This window comes from Holdemanella porci (genome assembly GCF_019052655.1).
In the GTDB taxonomy this organism is placed as follows: domain Bacteria; phylum Bacillota_I; class Bacilli_A; order Erysipelotrichales; family Erysipelotrichaceae; genus Holdemanella; species Holdemanella hominis.
This window is the reverse complement of the sequence record NZ_JAHQVB010000021.1, coordinates 1-18,221: the sequence shown is the minus strand read 5'-3', so window position 1 is coordinate 18,221 and position 18,221 is coordinate 1. Positions and strand designations below refer to the sequence as shown.

Below are 18,221 nucleotides of genomic sequence, written 5' to 3'. Positions count from 1 at the left end.
CTTCTATCTTTTCTTTAATTCTTCTTGAATCAACTCATTTGTACGCTTAGGATTTGCCTGACCACGACTCGCCTTCATGACCTGGCCTACTAAGAATCCAACAGCACGATCTTTACCATTTTTGAAGTCTTCAATCGATTGAGGGTTGGCATCTAAAACACTGTTAACGATAGCTAAAATAGCACCATCATCACTTACTTGTTTCATACCCTTTTCTTCGATAACCTTCTTAGGATCTTTTCCTTGCATAACCTCTTCAAATACAACTTTACCTTGTTTTCCACTGATTTCTCCAGCCTCGATCACATTGATCAAGCTAGCTAAGTTTTCACTTGAACAAGGTACTTTCGCAAAACTTAAGTTATTTTTGTTTAAGTAAGCTGAAACATCTCCAATGATCCAGTTACATGCTTTTTTCGCAAATTTTGTTGATTTTAATACTTCTTCAAAGAAATCAGCCATTTCACGATCAGAAACCAATACACCTGCATCATATTCACTCAATTCATAATCCTTCATGAAACGAGCTAAACGAGCATCAGGAAGCTCTTCTAGATTATCCTGAATCGATTTAACCCAGTCAAGATCTAATTGAATTGGGAAAATATTTGGCTCTGGAAAATATTTATAGTCAACATTTCCTTCTTTTTTACGCATTAGAATTGTAGTTTTTTGTGCTTCATCATAACGACGAGTCGCCTGTTCTACTTTTTCACCAGCATCCAATAATGCAGATTGACGTTCTATTTCTGCTTGAACCGCTTTTTGAACATTCGCAATGGAGTTCAAGTTTTTGATTTCTGTCTTTGTTCCCAAAGTATCTTTGTCTTTACTCAAAGAAATATTTACATCACAACGCATACTTCCTTCTTCCATCTTAACATCACTGACATTTAGATATAAAAGATTTTTACGAAGTGTTTCCACATAAGCTGCTGCTTCTTTAGCACTATGCATATCTGGTTTTGATACGATTTCAATCAATGGTGTTCCAGCACGGTTAAAGTCAATATATGTACCTGTATCTTTATGGAACTGTTTTGCGGTATCCTCTTCCATATGAATACGTTCGATGCGAATTTGTTTCTTTTCTCCATCTACATCAATTTCTACATATCCATTTGTTCCAATAGGATGGAACTGTTGCGTAATCTGGAATCCTTTTGGTAAATCTGAATAGTAATAGTTTTTACGATCAAAACGAACCAATGTTTCAAGATCACAATGCATAGCTGTACATGCCTTGATAGCTAAGGCTACAGCCTCTTTATTTACACATGGTAAGCATCCAGGATGTCCTAAATCCACAACACTTGTACATGTATTTGCGATTTCTCCAAAGCGCACAGGAGCACCAGAGAACATTTTTGTATTTGTCTTTAATTCACAGTGAATTTCAATACCAATCGTCACAAAATAATTCATTACTATCCCTCCAAACATTGTCCTTTTAAACCTGTGCATTCTTCAATCGCACTGGATACATCAAACATTTTTTGTTCTTCAAAAGGCTTGCAAGTTAAATTCACAGCCACAGGCATAGAATCTACTTTTCCTAGTGGAAGTGTAATACTTGGATAACCAGAGAAATTTTGCAACTGCATGTGTTCTTCGGCAAAACTAGATACGCCAAAACGAACATTTGTACTTTCATTAATCAATGGTGCAATCGTTGGTGCTGCAACACTTAATACAGCATCACATTCTTCAAACATCTTCGCGTAAGCTTGAACGATCAAGCGACGAATCTTTTGGGCTTTTCTAAATAAACGATCTTGATTTTCTTCAAACAAAGAATATGAACCAATCACGAAACGGGCCCGAACATAGCTTGAGAAACCTTTTGTACGAGTATTTGTCATGACTTCTTCTAAATCTTGACCTTCTTCACGCATTCCAAAACGAATACCATCCAGATTTGAATGGTTAGCTGTTGCTTCTGCATTCGCAATTGTCTTATAGACAGGAGCAATCAATTCCATATATTCTTTTGGCATTTCCACTTCAACAATCTTAGCTCCTTTTTCCTCTAATTTAGAAACTAAAGCGTTAAATTGAGCCTTTAATTCTTCATTTTCCACTTCATCGATTACAGTTTTAAATACACCAATTGTTTTGTTTGTTAGATCACCATTCAATAATTTTGAATATTCTTTAACCTCTTCATAACTTGAAGTCATATCATGATCATCACGACCGGCAAGTACTTCTAGAGCTAATGCAGCATCTTTTACGTTTGTTGTAAAATATCCAACATGATCTAATGAACTTGCATAAGGAATGATGCCATAGCGTGAAATACGTCCATATGTTGGTTTAACACCAACAACACCACAATATGCAGCAGGTTTTCGAACGCTATCCCCTGTATCTGTACCAATAGCCAAAGGTACACATCCTGCAGCAACTAAAGCAGCACATCCACCGCTTGACCCACCTGGAATGCGGTCTAGATCATAAGGATTGTGTACAGCACCTGTGTAGGCATTCTTGTTGGTTCCACCCATACCAAGTTCATCCATACTTGCCTTACATACAAAGTCAGCTCCTGCCTCTCTTAATTTTTTTACGATTGTCGCATCATAAACAGGAACATAGTTATCTAAAATACGACTACTTGCAGTTGTACGAATACCACAAGTAGAGATGTTATCTTTCAATGCGACTGGAACACCTGAAAGTTTTCCTTCCTTTGTGTTATCAGCTTCATCCACCATAGTTACTACAGCATTTAATTTTGGTTGAACCGCATTAATTTTTTCAATAGCCACGTTTTTATTTACACAATTTGAAATTTCCATCTTACTTCACCACCTTTGGAACATGAACATGTCCCATACGCGCATCTTTTACATTCTTCAACGCTTCTTCTTGCGTTAATACATCACTTACAACGTCTTCTCTTAAGAATGTTGTAGGTGCTTCAAAAGGATAGACCATAGGTTCTACGCCTTCTGTGTCCACTTTTTCAAAAAGGGATACTTGTTCTTCGACGGCAACGAAATCTTTTTTCAATTCTTCGATTTCTTCATCACTCAAATCAAACTTCAAATCGTTTGCCAATTTGTGAAAATATTCTGTACTGAACTTTTCCATATTCTCCTCCTATATCTTACTGATCACATTACATTCACTTGAACCAGATGCTCTCTCTATCAATGCATACACTGTATCATCATTTAGAATGGTAATCAAATAGTCACTTTTTTTTGAACTAAATGTATCCATCTGATCTTTTACATCCTCAATCACGGCCAAGATTTCTCCGGCCGTCTTTCCGTGTGCTGTAATTGTCAAATTTAATTTCTTTAATTTTTTAGATTCAAACTTAGCCTCACCCGTAATATACGTGTTATCTGGAAGAACTCTTGAAATCTCTTCTTTGAATGACGTAAACTCCGTTGCTGCTGATGAATCCAATTCTGTAAAGCGTGAACTTGGAACCAGTGTCCATTCTTGACTTAAAGAAGTAAAACTTCCTTGTCCACCCTTATAATATCCTTCATAGATATAGCCACCTTTACCAGCGGTATTTGAATCATCCAAGCGATAAGCCGCTATAAAGATTGGAATATTCTTATTGATTTCATTAAAACGCTCATGCATATAGGAAGCTAATTTAGAAAAAGTAACCTCCAAATAGTTTTGCATCTTTTCATCCGTAATTTCTACACTTGACCCATCGGATGCGTTTAATTCTCCATTTACAACAAGGCCTAATGAAATTCCTTTTAGATTATCGTTTGTGTACCAATCTAATTCATACAAATCAACTAAAATTGTCGCATTTGTCACAATTCCATTTCCCGTATCAAATTCTTCGTCAGCGCTTGGGTTTAGACCATTTGGATTTCCATCACGAACTGTTCCTAATAATCCTCTAGAACCGTCTGTCGCATCCAATTCATCATAATCTAAGAATTGATGTGTCTTATAGCCAACTGTAGTTGGTGAAAAATACTTTTTCGATAGATCCATCAATCCACTTTCCATTTCTACACGCAAATCCGTATCTTGAATCAAACCAACATGTTTACTTCTAGTATCACTGGATTCATAAGGTAAAATAGCTTGATACGAATCTTCATCCAATGCGTTTGCCTGATTTTTATTTCCGGTAGAACAAGCGCATAAACTCAATGCCAATAAACCAATCAATAATTTACTCTTTCGCATTTTCTACCTCCTGCACAAACTCATCTTCACTCATTGTCATAACGCCTAGACTTTGTGCTTTTGTAAGTTTTGATCCAGCTGCCGTACCATAAATAACATAATCTGTCTTTTTAGATACAGAACCCGACACATTGGCACCTAAGGATTCTAAAATGGCCTTTGCCTCATTACGCGTATAATGTTCTAGAGTTCCTGTTAATACACATGTTTTATTTGTAAAACGACTTTGTACAACTTTTTTCTTTTCTTGTGTAAAATTACATCCAGCTTGTTTTAACACTTCAATTAAATGAACATTCTTTTCCTCCTTAAAGAAAGCTACAACACTTTGGGCTGTAATTAACCCAATATCATGAATCGTAACTAAATCATCCATACTTGCATGCATTAAAGTAGCGATGTCACCAAATTGTTCAGCTAAAATCATTGCGGCTTTTTTACCAACCTGACGAATTCCAAGTCCATATAAGATGACACCCAATGGTTGTTTTTTACTATTTTCAATCGATTCAAGAAGCTTATCCACCGACTTGGTTTGATAGCCTGGTTTTTCGATCAATTCATCATAGTAACGATCTAAAAAATAAATATCTTCAATCGAATTTAAATAACCCCATTCGTGTAATTGCTCAATTTTCTTATCACCCAAAGTATCAATATTCATCGCATCTCTTGAAGCAAAATGAATCATACTTTCGACAACACGAGCAGGACAATCTTGGTTGATACAATAGTGTGCCGCTTCATCAGGTAGTCGTACTAAATGAGAACCACAGATTGGACATGTTGTCGGGAAATGATATGGCACTTGTGTTCCATCTCTTCTTTTTGGAACACTTGTTACCACTTCCGGAATAATTTCTCCAGCCTTTCGAACAACAACAATATCACCAATACGAAGATCTTTATTGGCAATCATATCTTCATTATGTAACTGAGCCGCACTCACCGTGGTTCCGGCAACACGAACTGGTTCTAACACAGCGTTAGGCGTAATTTTTCCGGTACGTCCTACTGTAATCACTATATCTTTTAATCGTGTTAAAACTTCTTGGGCTGGAAATTTATAGGCAGTCGCATAACGCGGTACTTTCGCGGTGCTTCCCAGTCTTCTTTGAGCGGCTAAATTATTTAATTTAATGACCATACCATCGATTTCATAAGGTAGATTCTCACGTTTTTCTTGAATTTCCTGGATAAATTTCCAAATTTCATCGACGGTCGTGCAAACTTTACGCAATGGATTTGTTCTAAAATGCATCTTAGACATGGCTTCCAAAGCTTCTTCTTGTGTTTGTACCGCAAAATCAGACGCATTCTGGAAGTAATACCAATAGGCATCTAATTTACGACTTGCACACACACTGGAATCCAATTGGCGAATGCTTCCTGCAGCTGCATTTCTTGGATTCGCAAAAGGGGCTAACCCTTTTTCTTCTTGTCTTTTATTTAATAGTTCAAAGCTTGCCTTAGGCATATACACTTCACCACGAACCTCAACATGTCGCGTTTCAGGAATGTGCATAGGAATGGAAAGGATGGTTTTAACATTGTTTGAAACATCTTCTCCAACTATTCCATCACCCCTGGTCACAGCTCGAGTAAAGTTACCATCATCATATAATAATGCCATCGCAAGTCCGTCGTATTTGCATTCTACGACAAATTCTGGATTCGAAATACTTTCTGAGATTCTTTGAACAAATTCTTCAATTTCTTCTTTATTAAAGACATTTCCCAAAGAAAGCATCTGCGCATCATGTGTCACTTTTTCAAAGCCATCAAGTACAGAGCCAATGATTCTTTGACTAGGACTATTCGCATCATACATTTCTGGATGCTTTTCTTCTAGTACCATTAATTCCTGCATGAAACGATCGTATTCTTGATCGGTCACGCTTGGATTATCATATACATAATATTCGATAGAATACTTTTCTAATTCTTTACGTAATTCTAAAACTCTTGCCTTTTCATCCATCATACTCACCTAGGCTTTCTTTAAAGAAGGATGTGCTGCATTTAATTTTTTCACACCAATTGTGTGACCAAAGGCAATGGTTGCGACATCTCCACGAATTTCAAGTACAACACCCTGACCATAAATCGCATGTTCAACGGCATCCCCTTTACGTAAACGTACTTTCTTTTTATTCGCACCCAGCTTAGATGGTCTTCCTGTTAAGGATTGAGACACAACAACCTTTGGTTGTTTTGGTGCTTCTTCTTTTTCTTCTTGTTCAATATATTCCATTGGGATTTCAGCTCTAAAACGACTTGGTGTTTTAAACGCATCCTGCATATAACTAAAGCCTGTATTCCATGAAATATATAGTGTTTTTTTAGCACGTGTCATCGCAACATATAGAAGTCTTCTTTCTTCTTCTAATGCCTTCATACCACCTTCATCACATGCTCTAGAGCTTGGGAATACACCATCGTTAAAGTTAACTAAGAATACTGTGTCAAATTCTAGCCCTTTTGCGGCATGCACCGTCATTAAACTTACTGTATTTTCACTTGTTTCCTGTGTTTTATCCGTAAACAAGGCAATATCTTGTAAATAAGATTCTAAAGTCATTTCTGGATCTTCAATCATACTTTGGGCAATGTCTTCTTTTAATTCCTTTAAGTTATCAATACGGTCCTGACCACTTTCTCGATCTTCTTTCAACATCGAAATATAGCCTGTTGTATCTAATACATAATCCAAGAAATCTTCTAACGCATAATGCTCCCTATTTTCACGTAGATCTTCAATTAAATCTACAAACATTTCACATTTCTTCGTAACCGCCGTACTTAATCCAATTGGATCTTTCATGACATCATATAGATTCATGTGTCTTTGAGCGGCTTGTTTTTGAAGATTTTCAATTGTACGTGCACCAATCCCACGGCGTGGTACATTGATCACACGTAGTACAGCTAAATCTAATGCCATTTGGTCTGGATCTTCTTCGTTACGGTTTGTACATAATCTTAAATAGCATAGGGCATCTTTGATTTCTTGTCTTTCATAGAAACGAACACCCCCATAGATTACGTATGGAATGCCGACCGATTTAAAGATACGTTCAAAAGCACGTGAAGAATAGTTCGAACGATAAAGAATCGCCATATCTTTGTATTCTAAACCTTTTTTGTGTTTTTCATTTATTTGACGAGCAACAAAGATTGGTTCTTCACTATCTTCTTTGCCTTCAAACATTGTGATTTTTTCATCACCAGGAAGTTTTGTGTATAAATCTTTATCAATACGTTCCTTATTGTATTTAATAACTGCATTGGAAGCATCTAGAATTGGCTGTGTTGAACGATAGTTCTCATTCAAAATTACAGTTTTACATGGTTCAAAGTCTTTATTAAACTTTAAAATAATGTCAACACTGGCTCCACGCCAAGTATAAATAGTTTGGTCTGGATCTCCTACAACACATAAGTGTGTATTTTTACCTGTTAATAGCTTGATGATTCCATACTGGATAGGGTCAACGTCCTGGAACTCGTCTACGTGGATATAATCTAAACGGTTTTGCCACTTCTCACGAACAGAAGATACGCTATTTAATAAGCGGTGTCCCTCTAGCAACAAATCATCGAAGTCCATAGCCTTCATTTCATTACGACGTTTTTCATAACCGGCATAAATTTTAGCTAAAGTAATACTGACATCATCCATTGCCATATTACCTGCCATTTGTGGATCAATATAGTTTGTCTTATAAGCACTAATAGCACCGAGTGCACGGTTATAAGAAATGGTTGTTTTATCCACTTCTAATGTTTTATAAATTGGTTTTAAAATGGCCTTTTGATCTTCTGGATCCATAATTGCGAATGTTTTTGGATACCCAATCAAATCCGCATCTTCTCTAAGCATTCTTACACACAAAGAGTGAATGGTTGAAATACGGACTACGCTTGCCATACTGCCTAGTTGTGCTGTTAGTCGCGTTTTCATTTCATTTGCCGCTTTATTCGTAAATGTGATAGCCAAGATACGATTTGGTAAAATACCACAATCTTGGACCAAATAAACAATACGTGCCATTAAGACACGCGTTTTCCCACTACCAGCCCCCGCAATAATACGAACATGTTCGTTAATTGTCGTTGCTGCCGTTCTTTGATTTTCATTTAATGTATCTAATATTGAGTTACTCATAATTTTTAATCACCGTATCAATTTTACCATAAACCCAAAAAAAGTGCTCAGAAATATGAGCACTCAAAACCTCAGAAAACGAATACCTTCGTATTTACTTTATTTATTGGTAAAACTCTTCACAATAGCTTTGACAATTTCTAGCTTCTTATGTTTTGGCGTTAAAACAGCAGGCATGAATCTATAATTCATCAACATCGTATCAACAAATGAATAGCCATGTACTTTTGTTGTCTTTTCTAACACTTTATCTAGTCTTGTTGCGTTTTCGTAAAACCAGATTCCTTAATGCATTGTTCTAAGAAAGCTAAATCCTTTTCCTTGGCACATACATCGTGGAAATATAAGAATTTTTCTTTATAACGAAGCACAGCTTCTAATACATAGATACCATCTTCTTGCCATGAATCCATCCAAATTGTCTTCTTATCATATTGAATCGGATCTTGTTCCATAATATGATCTAAGTTTGTGACAATACCCGGTTGTTTACTGGCCTGAATCAACCAATCCCATTGTGCTTCATCTGTATATGGTGACATTAAACATAGCGCTTGATTTACTGGATCATAGCTTCTTTCTGCGGCACCACTGGCAACAACTCTTGCATCTTCAAATAAGTGATACACTTCTTTAATGCGATATTGAATGGCTTCCTGCTCCATATTTTTGGCATCAGACAATTTATTATCTCTACCCAATTGTTCACACAAATCTGCATATACATCTAAAGGCAAATCAATTGTATGATCTTTTTCATAAGCAGCCTCGATATATTCACAAATATCATTGGCATGCTTAATAGTATTTTCATTCATTAAAGTGTATTTACCAACACCTTCTTTGGCAAGTAAAGTCAATGCACAATTCTTATAGAATTTGGCATCTCTTTGCCAATCGTTCCAAACATAGAAAGAATCCATTAAGTCGCGAGTATTCATATGTTTAAATTCTTTTAAATCCAAATCTCCCTGACTTGTTAGGATACGATCTTCCTTTTGAAGCGGCAAGAAGTAAGTTTCTTCATACATATAATTCTGTTGGCGCATCACTTCATTTTCTAAAAGAACACCACGAATATAATCCATTTCATCCTCATACATAGAACTTAATCGATCAAAATCTTCATCCTTATCAAATTCCATATCATCCATTAGTTCATATTCTCCAGGAACTTCTTCCTGAATATCTTTAAATATATCTACCACAAATGCATGAAATCCTGGGCCTGCATGACGGGTATTGGCACGTAAAACCATATCACCATCTTCTTCTGTCACAACAATCTTTCCTTGTGGACAAACCAAGATATCAACATGATCATAACGATCTTCAATTTGCACTTCTTCTCGTCTTGCGATAAGGCCTAAAACTTCATACAATTCATTCATTTCTTTTTCATTTCGATCTTTACAAATCATTTGAACAAACATGTTAAAACCTCCTTCTAGAGTCACACTCTATTATATCATAGTTGACAAATGTATGGTATAATCAAGAAGTTAAAGGAGAACTAAGTATGAATCAAATTGCTAAAGAATGGCAAGACTATGAAGTTATTGATACTGGAAATAAAGAAAAATTAGAAAGATGGAATCAAACGATTCTTAGAAGACCAGATCCTGTGGCAATCTGGCCAATTGAAGATGAGCGTGCATGGAATAAAGCCGATGCTATATATCACCGTTCCAAATCGGGTGGTGGTCATTGGGAAATGAAAAAGCCCGTTAAAGAATTCTGGACTATTGGATATAAAGGTTTACGCTTTAAAATCAGTCCAACCGGATTTAAACACACGGGACTATTCCCAGAACAAGCTAGCAACTGGGATTTTATGGCCAATAAGATTAAAGAATCAAAACGCGATGATTTAAGAATCTTAAACCTATTTGCCTATACAGGCGGGGCTACCATGGCCTGTTCAAAAGCTGGAGCGAAAGAAGTTGTGCATGTTGATGCTTCAAAAGGTATGATTCAATGGGCAAAAGAAAACATGCAACTTTCGAATTTACAAGATCATACAATTCGCTTTATTGTGGATGATTGTATTAAATTTGTTAAAAGAGAACAAAGAAGAGGAAGAAAATATGATGGTATCGTCATGGATCCACCTAGTTATGGTAGAGGTCCTAATGGTGAACTTTGGAAATTGGAAGAAGAATTATTCCCATTGATTCAAGAATGTATGAAAATTTTAAGTGATGATGCCCTATTCTTTATTGTGAACTGTTATACAACTGGATTTAGTTGTTCAACACTCAATGAAGCTTTATCAAGATCCATTCAGAAAGAAAAAGGCGGACACATTGAATGTGGTGAAAACCTACTTCCTGTAACGACAAATGATAGTGTATTACCATGCGGAATCTTTGGAAGATGGACAAATGACTAGTCCATCTTTTTTTGTTTAGAAAAAGAAAAAAGGAAGAAAACTCTCCCTAACAAACCATCCACTCGGGATAGAATTGAATCCCATTTTTGATCATACGATGAATCAAAGGTCTTCCTAAAGTTTGGAAATAATGTTCAATCGTAGTGACTTGTAAAACCAAAAAATCTGCTGTCTTACCAATTTCAATCGAACCACGATCTGATAAATTAAATTCTTTAGCTGGTAAAGACGTCATACTTTCGAGTAGTTTTCTAGAACACACTCGATGTGTTTGAAACAATACATAACTCATAGGTGCCATACTATATACATAGGAGTTTGGAAGTCCAAATCCACAACTCATTAAAAAAGTTTCTGGAATTTTATCATTTAATTCATTTAAACGATGTAAAACCGGAAGCTTAGGCTGATTCTTTTTATAAAAAACATCCTGTTCCAACTTCATTCTTTGCGAATTCGGATTGTCACAAATCAAAGTTAAGATTCCATTTTGACGCATCGCATATAACGCATTGATATCTTGTCTTAGTTGATCACCCAAACGTACGTGTGTAAAACTTTTAAATTGACAATCAATAAAAGCTGGTACAACACATTCACCTTGCGCATCAATCACTCGTGTTGCAGGATCTAGCCATTCTTTATAAGAACCCGTATTGATTTCAATAATCTTATCATGGTGACATGCAATAAAGGCACGATGTAAGATTGTAAAATTCTTATCACATGTATATAAATTTTCAATATTTTTAATCAGTAAAGTTGCCTTCATGATACATGTGACCTTCCTTTCAATAGATGCTATAATAATTATACAACGAGGTGATGCGAATGTCTTTATTTAATCGAAGAAAGAAACCTATAATAGTAACAATCCATGGATTTGGAAGAAATCTAAGTCATGAATTCGATCCATTAGCGAGCTATTTAAAGGCTAAAAAATATGAAGTGATTCAATTTGATATGTATGATTTAAACAATCCAAATGATGCCAACTACAAAGATTGGGTGCAAAGATGTGAAGCCAAATTAAGTCTTGCCATTAAAGAAAATCCCAATGTCATTCTAATTGGATTCTCCATGGGAGGTGTAATCGCCAGTTATTTGGCTAGCATTTATAAAGTGCAATCCTTAATCCTTTGTGCACCGGCCTTTGAATATCTTGACATCAAAAAAGTAACAGGCTTATTTAAAAAATCGGATAAAGAAAAGAAAGGTCCAAGTTCAAAGCAATACCAAGCCTTCACAAAAATTGTTTCTCAATATAAAGAATCTATTTCACAAATTGAATGTCCAATCCTTATGTTGCATGGAACAAGTGATGAAGTAATCGCTCCATCAAGTTCTACTCATGCCTATAAAAAAATTCCGGTCCAAAAGAAACGATTAATATATATTGAAGGTGCCAAGCACAGAATGTTGTATGATGGAAGAATGGAACAGACTGTATTTACAATCATCGAACAAATGCTTGAAAATAAAATATTCTAAAAAGCTGTCGAATAAGACAGCTTTTTCATTTATCGCCAACTATAAAATATGCTTTATCTAAAGATATTCTAGCATATTTTCATTTCCATTTGCACCTTTAAGGACTTTTTTTGCCTTATGATTTGCACCTACAAAGAAAAAAAAGCCTGTATTTCTACAAGCTTAGTCACCAATAATTGAATAAAACTGATCATAAGAAGGTTTTAACACTTCATATACATCTGGCTGAATACGATATTGGGTATAATCCCGTAATCTTCCATCCTCTTCTTTTTCAATAACTCTTCTTTCAATCATTTTTTTATTCTTTAATAATCCGCCCTGTTTGACATCTCCCTTATATTCCAAAGGTTCATTATCATTATCTAATAGTTCTTCAAACAAAGCCTTATCCTTTTTATTTAAGGATGTCATAAAATTCCATAAATCTGGAACATTCATCTTTTTCTCTTTCTCTTTCTTAAAAAACATAATTATCACCTATTTTTAATACATTAAAACTTCTCTATTTTACAGCGATGTTCTTTTGTCTTGGAATCATAAGTATTTCCAACCAATAATAAATTATCGGTATATTCTTGAATCGATTGAGGATATACTTTTTCCTTGATTTGATCTAATGCACTTTGAACATTATGATTCCATTTTAGCTCCACCAATAAGGCTGGATAATAATCTTTATATTCAGGTTTAGGGATATAAACAAAATCCGCAAATCCTCTTCCTGTTGGCAATTCTCGTATTGGTTTAAAATAATACTTCAAAGTTGATAAATACGCAATCGTTAAAACACTACTCAAACTATTTTCATTATGATATGCAATATTAGAAGCATACGTATTATGAATCTTTTCCATTTGTTGAGCTACAACTTCTGTCTCCATTTGACAAGTTGCTTCTAAAATGGTATCCGATTCCCTTTCAAATTGAATTAAATCATTCCATTTATCTTCTGAAACAGAATTCACAAATTCTTGTCGGATTTCTTCATTTGGAATAAATACCGTCTTATATGTTTGATTGTATCCCAAATATCCTAAATGAACCAATGCCGTTAAGACATCATCCATATTTTTAAATGAAACCATATCATTTTGAAAAGACGTTGTCTGCATCTTCACTTCATTACCACTTAACATTTCTAAAACAGCTTCTTTTAAGCCATCAAAATTCATTTGAATCAAACTATGAATTGATTCATAGCTACTTGTCTGTGCCCAATAACTTTGAAACACACCTAAAGTAAATAAACTCACAACGGCTTTCGGATTATATACATGCTGATGATTTAAGTAATATCCATCATACCATTTCTTGATTCTATCAAAATCTATATTGTATTTATTACTTAATCCTTTTACTTCCCCCTCTGTAAATCCAATAAAAGAAGCCAATGGACCTGGATTCAACATTGTATATTCATCAAAATTATTCAATGCGGACTGTGTCATCGTTCTTTTGATTGGTAAAATACCTGTTAAATACGCTAATGCGATATAACGAGAAGGTTGTGATCCTTTAAATAATCCTTTTAAGAAATCGATATATTCTTCTAGTAATTTTTTATTATTCGCATTATCACGAATCAATACATCCCACTCATCAATGATTACCACAAAGCGATGGCCTGTTTCATCATTGATTTTAGAAAGTGTACCAGACAAAGAAATAATTCCATTATAGTCAATATTGGAATATTCATTCTGTAATTCATGCATACAACTCTCTTTGATATAATTTACAATATCATTTATATTTTCAACTTGATCTTTACACCATTGTACATCAATATGAATGACATCATATTGATTAAGATACTTTTCAAATGTAGAACATGAAGAAATCGTATATGGATGAAATAATTCTCTAGATTCACATCCCTTTGAATAATAAGCACAAAGCATATCAGCAGTCATGGATTTTCCAAAACGTCTAGGTCTTGAGTTACAAATAAATTTAGCTGTGGTTGAAAGCACACTATTTGTATATTCAATTAAACCCGTTTTATCCACATATATTTTTGAATGAACCGCTTCATTAAAATTCGCATTATCAGGATTTAGAAATATAGCCATACAGATTCCTCCTACACCACTATTATATCAGAAAAAGACTGTAGAATTAAAAAAACGAGATGTTAGTTCATCTCGCCTTACTTCACTCCATGACTTTTTAAATAAGAAGGTATGATTTTTATAAAACAAATGATTGTCACAATACTTGCATAAATATCCGCTGCAGGTTGTGCATAGAAAATATTTGAAACCCCTAAAAAAGCAGGCAATAAACATGTACACCCCAAATACATCAGCTTACGATTTAATGATAAAAATAATGATAATTTTACATTAGATAATCCTGTAATTCCATCCACTAAAACATATTGAATGGACATCATCAAAATACCTAAACAAAAGTTTTTAATAGCCCTATCTGCGATTGGCATGGTCATGGCATCATTAGTAAACATAGCCACAAATACATTGGAGTAGCACATTGAAATAATAAACATAACAAGACAGAATAAAAACGCAAATGAAATCACAATTTTAAATGCTTCTTTGATCTTCTTTAAATTTTGCGAACCAAAATGATACGCAAATATCGGTTGTGTACCCGAACTAATACCAAGTAATGGTCCTGTAATCAATAAGAAATAGCTTTGAGCTACAGTAATAGCCGATATATAAATATCCCCCATATCTCCACCATACTTTTGAAGCATCATATTCATCACTATTAAAATAATTGAATCGGATGCGATAATCAGAAATGGAGAGAATCCAAGTTTTACAATATGCTTCATTTTCTCTATAGATAATTCTTCTTTATGAAGTTTGATTTTCGATTTGAATCTTAAAAAACAAAGCACAAACATACACGATATAAATTGTGCTACAACTGTACCAATGGCTGCTCCAGCCACACCAATTTTAAGTGTACGAATCAAAATAAAGTCAAACATAATATTTGTGATGGCCCCAATACATACACTTAACATCGCAATCGTGGCATAACCCTGTCCTGTAATAAAATAATTCAATCCAATCGACATTAGGGCAAAGAAAGTTCCTAATGTATAAATTGTTAAATAGGTATTGGCATAAGGATAAAGGGCATCACTGCCTCCAAACCAATAGATCAAATTATGTTTTAAAAGAATGAATCCAAGTGTTAAACAAATGGAAAGAACAACCAACATCACAAAGCTATTATATAAAATTTGACTGGCCCTTTTCTCATTCTTTTGACCCAAACACATCGATAGCCAAATCGAACCACCAATACCTACAAGTGTTCCAAAACTCGATAATAAGGTAACGATTGGCCCGCATATTCCAACGGCTGCCAAACATACATTTCCCACTTCTTCAATTTGTCCTACAAACATACGATCGACAATGGAATATAAAATATTCACAAGTTGCGCAATCATACTCGGTATAGCCAACCCCATAACAAGCTTTAACATGGGTGTATTTTCAAAATCATTTTGTCGCATTTTATATTCTATTCTCTTTAATATAATCTCTAGCTTCCATTAAATCTTTGACAATACAAATTGTCTGCTCCTTTTGTACTTCTGTTGGAGCAATCAGATCAGGCACTTGAATACAGTCAATACTAGCCCTATAAGCTGCTTCAACCCCCACACTCGAATCTTCTAATACAATCGCATTTTCTGCTTTTGTGTTCATTTTATGTAAGACACTCAAATAAATTTCTGGATCCGGCTTACGATTTTTGACTTCATCCCCACATAATACATAATCAAAACGATCATATACGCCAACTCGTTTTAATCTTTCTTCTGTAAGCTCTCTTCTTGTCGTTGTGGCAACCGCCTTTTTAATATGATATGCATCCAAAAAATCTAGTATTTCATTTAAGCCTGGTTTAACTGGCACTTCCTTTTCCAACATACCATATCCAATGCGTTCCCATTCTTTAATTACCAATTCTTGAATGTCTTGAGATAAATATCGATCTAACACTTCTTTTTCATCTCTACCACTTTTCCCAATCAATTTTGGAAATAAAGTAGAACCCATATTTTGAATACCATACTTATTACCCGCCTGATCAAAAGCTTCTTTCCATACACTTTCAGTATCTAACATCAACCCATCAACATCAAAAATAACTAATTCTAACATGTGCATCCTCCCATAAAACATGAAGGTATTATAACATGAAAAAAAGAAGCAAAGTTACATTGCTTCTAATATATCGATTACTTCTTTTAAATTCTCACACTGAAGATCAACATATTTCATGTCTTCTTTATTAAATGGGACTTGATCTGGAATTCAAACTCTTCGCATATTTGCATTATACGCCGCACGAATTCCATTTTTACTATCTTCCAGCACTAAACAATTCTCAGGCTTTACTCCCATCTTTTTCGCACACGCCAAAAATAAATCGGGAGCTGGCTTTGAAGCATATGCATCTTTTGATGAAAGCATCAAATCTGCCTTAAAATCAAACCCGCAATTTTTCACTAAACGTTTAATGTGCGGAACACTTGAGCTTGACGCAATGCAAATATTATAATTATTCGATTTTAAATAATCATGCAATTCTTTCAAGCCATATTTATTGGCAGAGCCTGGAATCGCAAAACGTTTCTCGTAATAAGAAACAAATTCATCATCGGCAATTTCCAACATATCCTCTAACCATGGATAGTCCTTATGGTAGATCGAACAATCAAAATGACTTGTGCCTAACATCCCTAAAAAATATTCTCTTGGAAAGTAATGATCGTGTTTTTTACAAATATCTTCAAATACATCAATATAAAGTGTTTCTGTATCAAACATTAATCCGTCCATATCAAAAATTACTGTATTAATCATCGCCGTCATAATTTACAAAATTCTCCGTTTTTGCAGCCGCAATAGCCTTAAATTCCTTTAATAAAGGATGTTGATAAATAGAATGTAAGTCGTTTGAAATAATAAAGCTTAATAGTTGTACAAATGGTAGATAAACAAGTGGGCATAATTCACTGGATACAGTATCACTCAAACTCAAAACATGATCATCCATTACTAATTGTGGATTGTTTGAAATTAAATATGCTCGATTGCTGACTTTACGCGTAGCCTTATATACTTGTTCTACACGATGACTTGCCACATCGTTTCCATCAAAGAAAATCACATTGTATTGTGGCGTTAATTGTAAATTCGGACCATGAATATATTCTTCAATTTCGTAGCAGCAACTTGGAATGTGAATGGTTTCCCCCATTTTTAATGCACTTTCAAGTGCTGTTCCATAATTGGCTCCCGCTCCACAACTGTAAACCCAAGACATAGATGAAAATTCTTTATAGTGTAACTGAATAAAGCTTGTAGCCTTACCAATCATTTCTTCATTTAAATGGACAGCTTTTTTTAACTCTTCTAAATATTCACTCTTACCAGAATACGCAATTGCGAATAAATCTAAGAATAGCGCAAGTGAGGAAACACCCTTTGTAACATAGCCAACTAATTCTTCGCCAACACCATATTCAATCACAACATCCGCAACATCTTTTACATCACTATTTTTATTTCCTGTTAAACAAATCGCTCTACATTGTTTTTTCTTAATAATTTTTAATGCTTCAATTGCATTTGTACTTAAACCACTCTGTGTAACCACTAAGACTAAGTCGTTTTCTTTAATATCATTTTCATAATACGTAAATGTATATGGAGTAATGATTCTAACTTCTAAACCACTCACTTTTTCCACAAAACTTCGAGCACAATAACATGCATTATGACTTGATCCAGAAGCCACAAGTAAAATACGTTTGATTTCTTTTTGTTGCACTTCCTCCATCAATGGTTCAACCAATGCAGTGTATTGTTCAATATTTGTTCTTAATACGCCCGGTGTTTCTTTCACATAATCAAGCATTGTTAATTTTTCCATATGTACCTGGTATATTGTAATTGACCCATCTAGCTGGTCATTTACAACATACATCTCCTT

17 protein-coding genes are annotated in these 18,221 nt (G+C 34.7%); 2 read left to right on the top strand and 15 right to left on the bottom strand.

The window, feature by feature from the left end; translation table 11 throughout:
* Nucleotides 1-3 precede the first annotated feature (3 nt).
* From gatB to KTQ83_RS05460, 8 genes are all read right to left on the bottom strand, one after another.
* On the bottom strand, nucleotides 4-1,425 hold the full coding sequence (gatB, locus tag KTQ83_RS05495; RefSeq protein ID WP_118114526.1) for an Asp-tRNA(Asn)/Glu-tRNA(Gln) amidotransferase subunit GatB: 1,422 nt from the start codon (nucleotides 1,423-1,425) through the stop codon (nucleotides 4-6).
* Nucleotides 1,426-1,427: 2 nt separating this feature from the next.
* A complete protein-coding gene (locus KTQ83_RS05490; RefSeq protein WP_186999498.1) occupies nucleotides 1,428-2,801 on the bottom strand; it encodes an amidase family protein in 1,374 nt (457 codons plus the stop codon).
* Between the two features lies 1 nt (nucleotide 2,802).
* On the bottom strand, nucleotides 2,803-3,096 hold the full coding sequence (gene gatC / locus KTQ83_RS05485; protein ID WP_117923679.1) for an Asp-tRNA(Asn)/Glu-tRNA(Gln) amidotransferase subunit GatC: 294 nt from the start codon (nucleotides 3,094-3,096) through the stop codon (nucleotides 2,803-2,805).
* Nucleotides 3,097-3,105: 9 nt separating this feature from the next.
* Complete coding sequence (locus KTQ83_RS05480; protein ID WP_217256188.1) at nucleotides 3,106-4,176, bottom strand: CamS family sex pheromone protein; 1,071 nt, start codon at nucleotides 4,174-4,176, stop codon at nucleotides 3,106-3,108.
* The gene (gene ligA, locus KTQ83_RS05475; RefSeq protein WP_217256196.1) at nucleotides 4,163-6,157 is read right to left on the bottom strand and encodes an NAD-dependent DNA ligase LigA; all 1,995 of its coding nucleotides are present in this window, start codon (nucleotides 6,155-6,157) and stop codon (nucleotides 4,163-4,165) included. The genes KTQ83_RS05480 and ligA overlap by 14 nt, the downstream gene beginning before the upstream one ends.
* 9 nt (nucleotides 6,158-6,166) lie before the next feature.
* Nucleotides 6,167-8,344, bottom strand: a complete 2,178-nt coding sequence (locus tag KTQ83_RS05470) for an ATP-dependent helicase (protein WP_186999496.1) — start codon at nucleotides 8,342-8,344, stop codon at nucleotides 6,167-6,169.
* A gap of 99 nt (nucleotides 8,345-8,443) precedes the next feature.
* Nucleotides 8,444-8,590 (bottom strand): hypothetical protein, encoded by a 147-nt coding sequence (locus KTQ83_RS05465; RefSeq protein ID WP_217256187.1) that lies wholly within the window; start codon nucleotides 8,588-8,590, stop codon nucleotides 8,444-8,446.
* Between the two features lie 5 nt (nucleotides 8,591-8,595).
* Complete coding sequence (locus KTQ83_RS05460; protein ID WP_244975784.1) at nucleotides 8,596-9,777, bottom strand: hypothetical protein; 1,182 nt, start codon at nucleotides 9,775-9,777, stop codon at nucleotides 8,596-8,598.
* 86 nt (nucleotides 9,778-9,863) lie between these two features.
* Here KTQ83_RS05460 and KTQ83_RS05455 point away from each other — a divergent pair, with 86 nt between their 5' ends.
* On the top strand, nucleotides 9,864-10,736 hold the full coding sequence (locus KTQ83_RS05455; protein ID WP_186999493.1) for a class I SAM-dependent methyltransferase: 873 nt from the start codon (nucleotides 9,864-9,866) through the stop codon (nucleotides 10,734-10,736).
* A gap of 46 nt (nucleotides 10,737-10,782) precedes the next feature.
* On the opposite strand, the gene KTQ83_RS05450 is transcribed toward KTQ83_RS05455, so the two are convergent.
* Nucleotides 10,783-11,508 (bottom strand): hypothetical protein, encoded by a 726-nt coding sequence (locus tag KTQ83_RS05450; protein WP_117923691.1) that lies wholly within the window; start codon nucleotides 11,506-11,508, stop codon nucleotides 10,783-10,785.
* A gap of 59 nt (nucleotides 11,509-11,567) precedes the next feature.
* On the opposite strand from KTQ83_RS05450, the gene KTQ83_RS05445 reads away from it, so the two are divergent.
* Nucleotides 11,568-12,227: an alpha/beta hydrolase gene (locus KTQ83_RS05445; protein WP_217256185.1), complete on the top strand. Its 660-nt coding sequence runs from the start codon at nucleotides 11,568-11,570 to the stop codon at nucleotides 12,225-12,227.
* Nucleotides 12,228-12,389: 162 nt separating this feature from the next.
* Here the strand turns inward: KTQ83_RS05445 and KTQ83_RS05440 are convergent, their stop codons facing one another.
* The 6 genes from KTQ83_RS05440 to KTQ83_RS05415 all read right to left on the bottom strand — a co-directional run.
* A complete protein-coding gene (locus KTQ83_RS05440; RefSeq protein WP_186999507.1) occupies nucleotides 12,390-12,698 on the bottom strand; it encodes a hypothetical protein in 309 nt (102 codons plus the stop codon).
* Nucleotides 12,699-12,721: 23 nt separating this feature from the next.
* On the bottom strand, nucleotides 12,722-14,302 hold the full coding sequence (locus KTQ83_RS05435; RefSeq protein WP_217256184.1) for an AAA family ATPase: 1,581 nt from the start codon (nucleotides 14,300-14,302) through the stop codon (nucleotides 12,722-12,724).
* 77 nt (nucleotides 14,303-14,379) lie between these two features.
* Nucleotides 14,380-15,729 (bottom strand): MATE family efflux transporter, encoded by a 1,350-nt coding sequence (locus KTQ83_RS05430; protein WP_217256183.1) that lies wholly within the window; start codon nucleotides 15,727-15,729, stop codon nucleotides 14,380-14,382.
* A 1-nt stretch (nucleotide 15,730) separates the two neighbouring features.
* A complete protein-coding gene (locus KTQ83_RS05425; protein ID WP_217256182.1) occupies nucleotides 15,731-16,384 on the bottom strand; it encodes an HAD family hydrolase in 654 nt (217 codons plus the stop codon).
* A gap of 153 nt (nucleotides 16,385-16,537) precedes the next feature.
* Nucleotides 16,538-17,098 carry an HAD family hydrolase gene (locus tag KTQ83_RS05420; RefSeq protein WP_217256181.1) on the bottom strand — a complete coding sequence of 187 codons (561 nt, stop codon included), beginning with the start codon at nucleotides 17,096-17,098 and terminating at the stop codon, nucleotides 16,538-16,540.
* Nucleotides 17,082-18,221 (bottom strand): SIS domain-containing protein (locus KTQ83_RS05415; protein WP_244975783.1); only part of this gene is annotated, 1,140 nt, incomplete at its 5' end. The genes KTQ83_RS05420 and KTQ83_RS05415, both read right to left, overlap by 17 nt.

Excerpts from the sequence above, each read along its gene's own strand:
- KTQ83_RS05490 (WP_186999498.1), bottom strand. The coding sequence starts at position 2,801 with ATGGAAATTTCAAATTGTGTAAATAAAAACGTGGCTATTGAAAAAATT.
- KTQ83_RS05425 (WP_217256182.1), bottom strand. The coding sequence starts at position 16,384 with ATGTTAGAATTAGTTATTTTTGATGTTGATGGGTTGATGTTAGATACT.
- KTQ83_RS05460 (WP_244975784.1), bottom strand. The coding sequence starts at position 9,777 with ATGTTTGTTCAAATGATTTGTAAAGATCGAAATGAAAAAGAAATGAAT.
- KTQ83_RS05440 (WP_186999507.1), bottom strand. The coding sequence starts at position 12,698 with ATGTTTTTTAAGAAAGAGAAAGAGAAAAAGATGAATGTTCCAGATTTA.
- KTQ83_RS05480 (WP_217256188.1), bottom strand. The coding sequence starts at position 4,176 with ATGCGAAAGAGTAAATTATTGATTGGTTTATTGGCATTGAGTTTATGC.
- KTQ83_RS05455 (WP_186999493.1), top strand. The coding sequence starts at position 9,864 with ATGAATCAAATTGCTAAAGAATGGCAAGACTATGAAGTTATTGATACT.
- KTQ83_RS05435 (WP_217256184.1), bottom strand. The coding sequence starts at position 14,302 with ATGGCTATATTTCTAAATCCTGATAATGCGAATTTTAATGAAGCGGTT.
- KTQ83_RS05420 (WP_217256181.1), bottom strand. The coding sequence starts at position 17,098 with ATGACGGCGATGATTAATACAGTAATTTTTGATATGGACGGATTAATG.
- KTQ83_RS05470 (WP_186999496.1), bottom strand. The coding sequence starts at position 8,344 with ATGAGTAACTCAATATTAGATACATTAAATGAAAATCAAAGAACGGCA.
- KTQ83_RS05430 (WP_217256183.1), bottom strand. The coding sequence starts at position 15,729 with ATGCGACAAAATGATTTTGAAAATACACCCATGTTAAAGCTTGTTATG.
- KTQ83_RS05450 (WP_117923691.1), bottom strand. The coding sequence starts at position 11,508 with ATGAAGGCAACTTTACTGATTAAAAATATTGAAAATTTATATACATGT.
- KTQ83_RS05445 (WP_217256185.1), top strand. The coding sequence starts at position 11,568 with ATGTCTTTATTTAATCGAAGAAAGAAACCTATAATAGTAACAATCCAT.
- ligA (WP_217256196.1), bottom strand. The coding sequence starts at position 6,157 with ATGGATGAAAAGGCAAGAGTTTTAGAATTACGTAAAGAATTAGAAAAG.
- gatC (WP_117923679.1), bottom strand. The coding sequence starts at position 3,096 with ATGGAAAAGTTCAGTACAGAATATTTTCACAAATTGGCAAACGATTTG.
- gatB (WP_118114526.1), bottom strand. The coding sequence starts at position 1,425 with ATGAATTATTTTGTGACGATTGGTATTGAAATTCACTGTGAATTAAAG.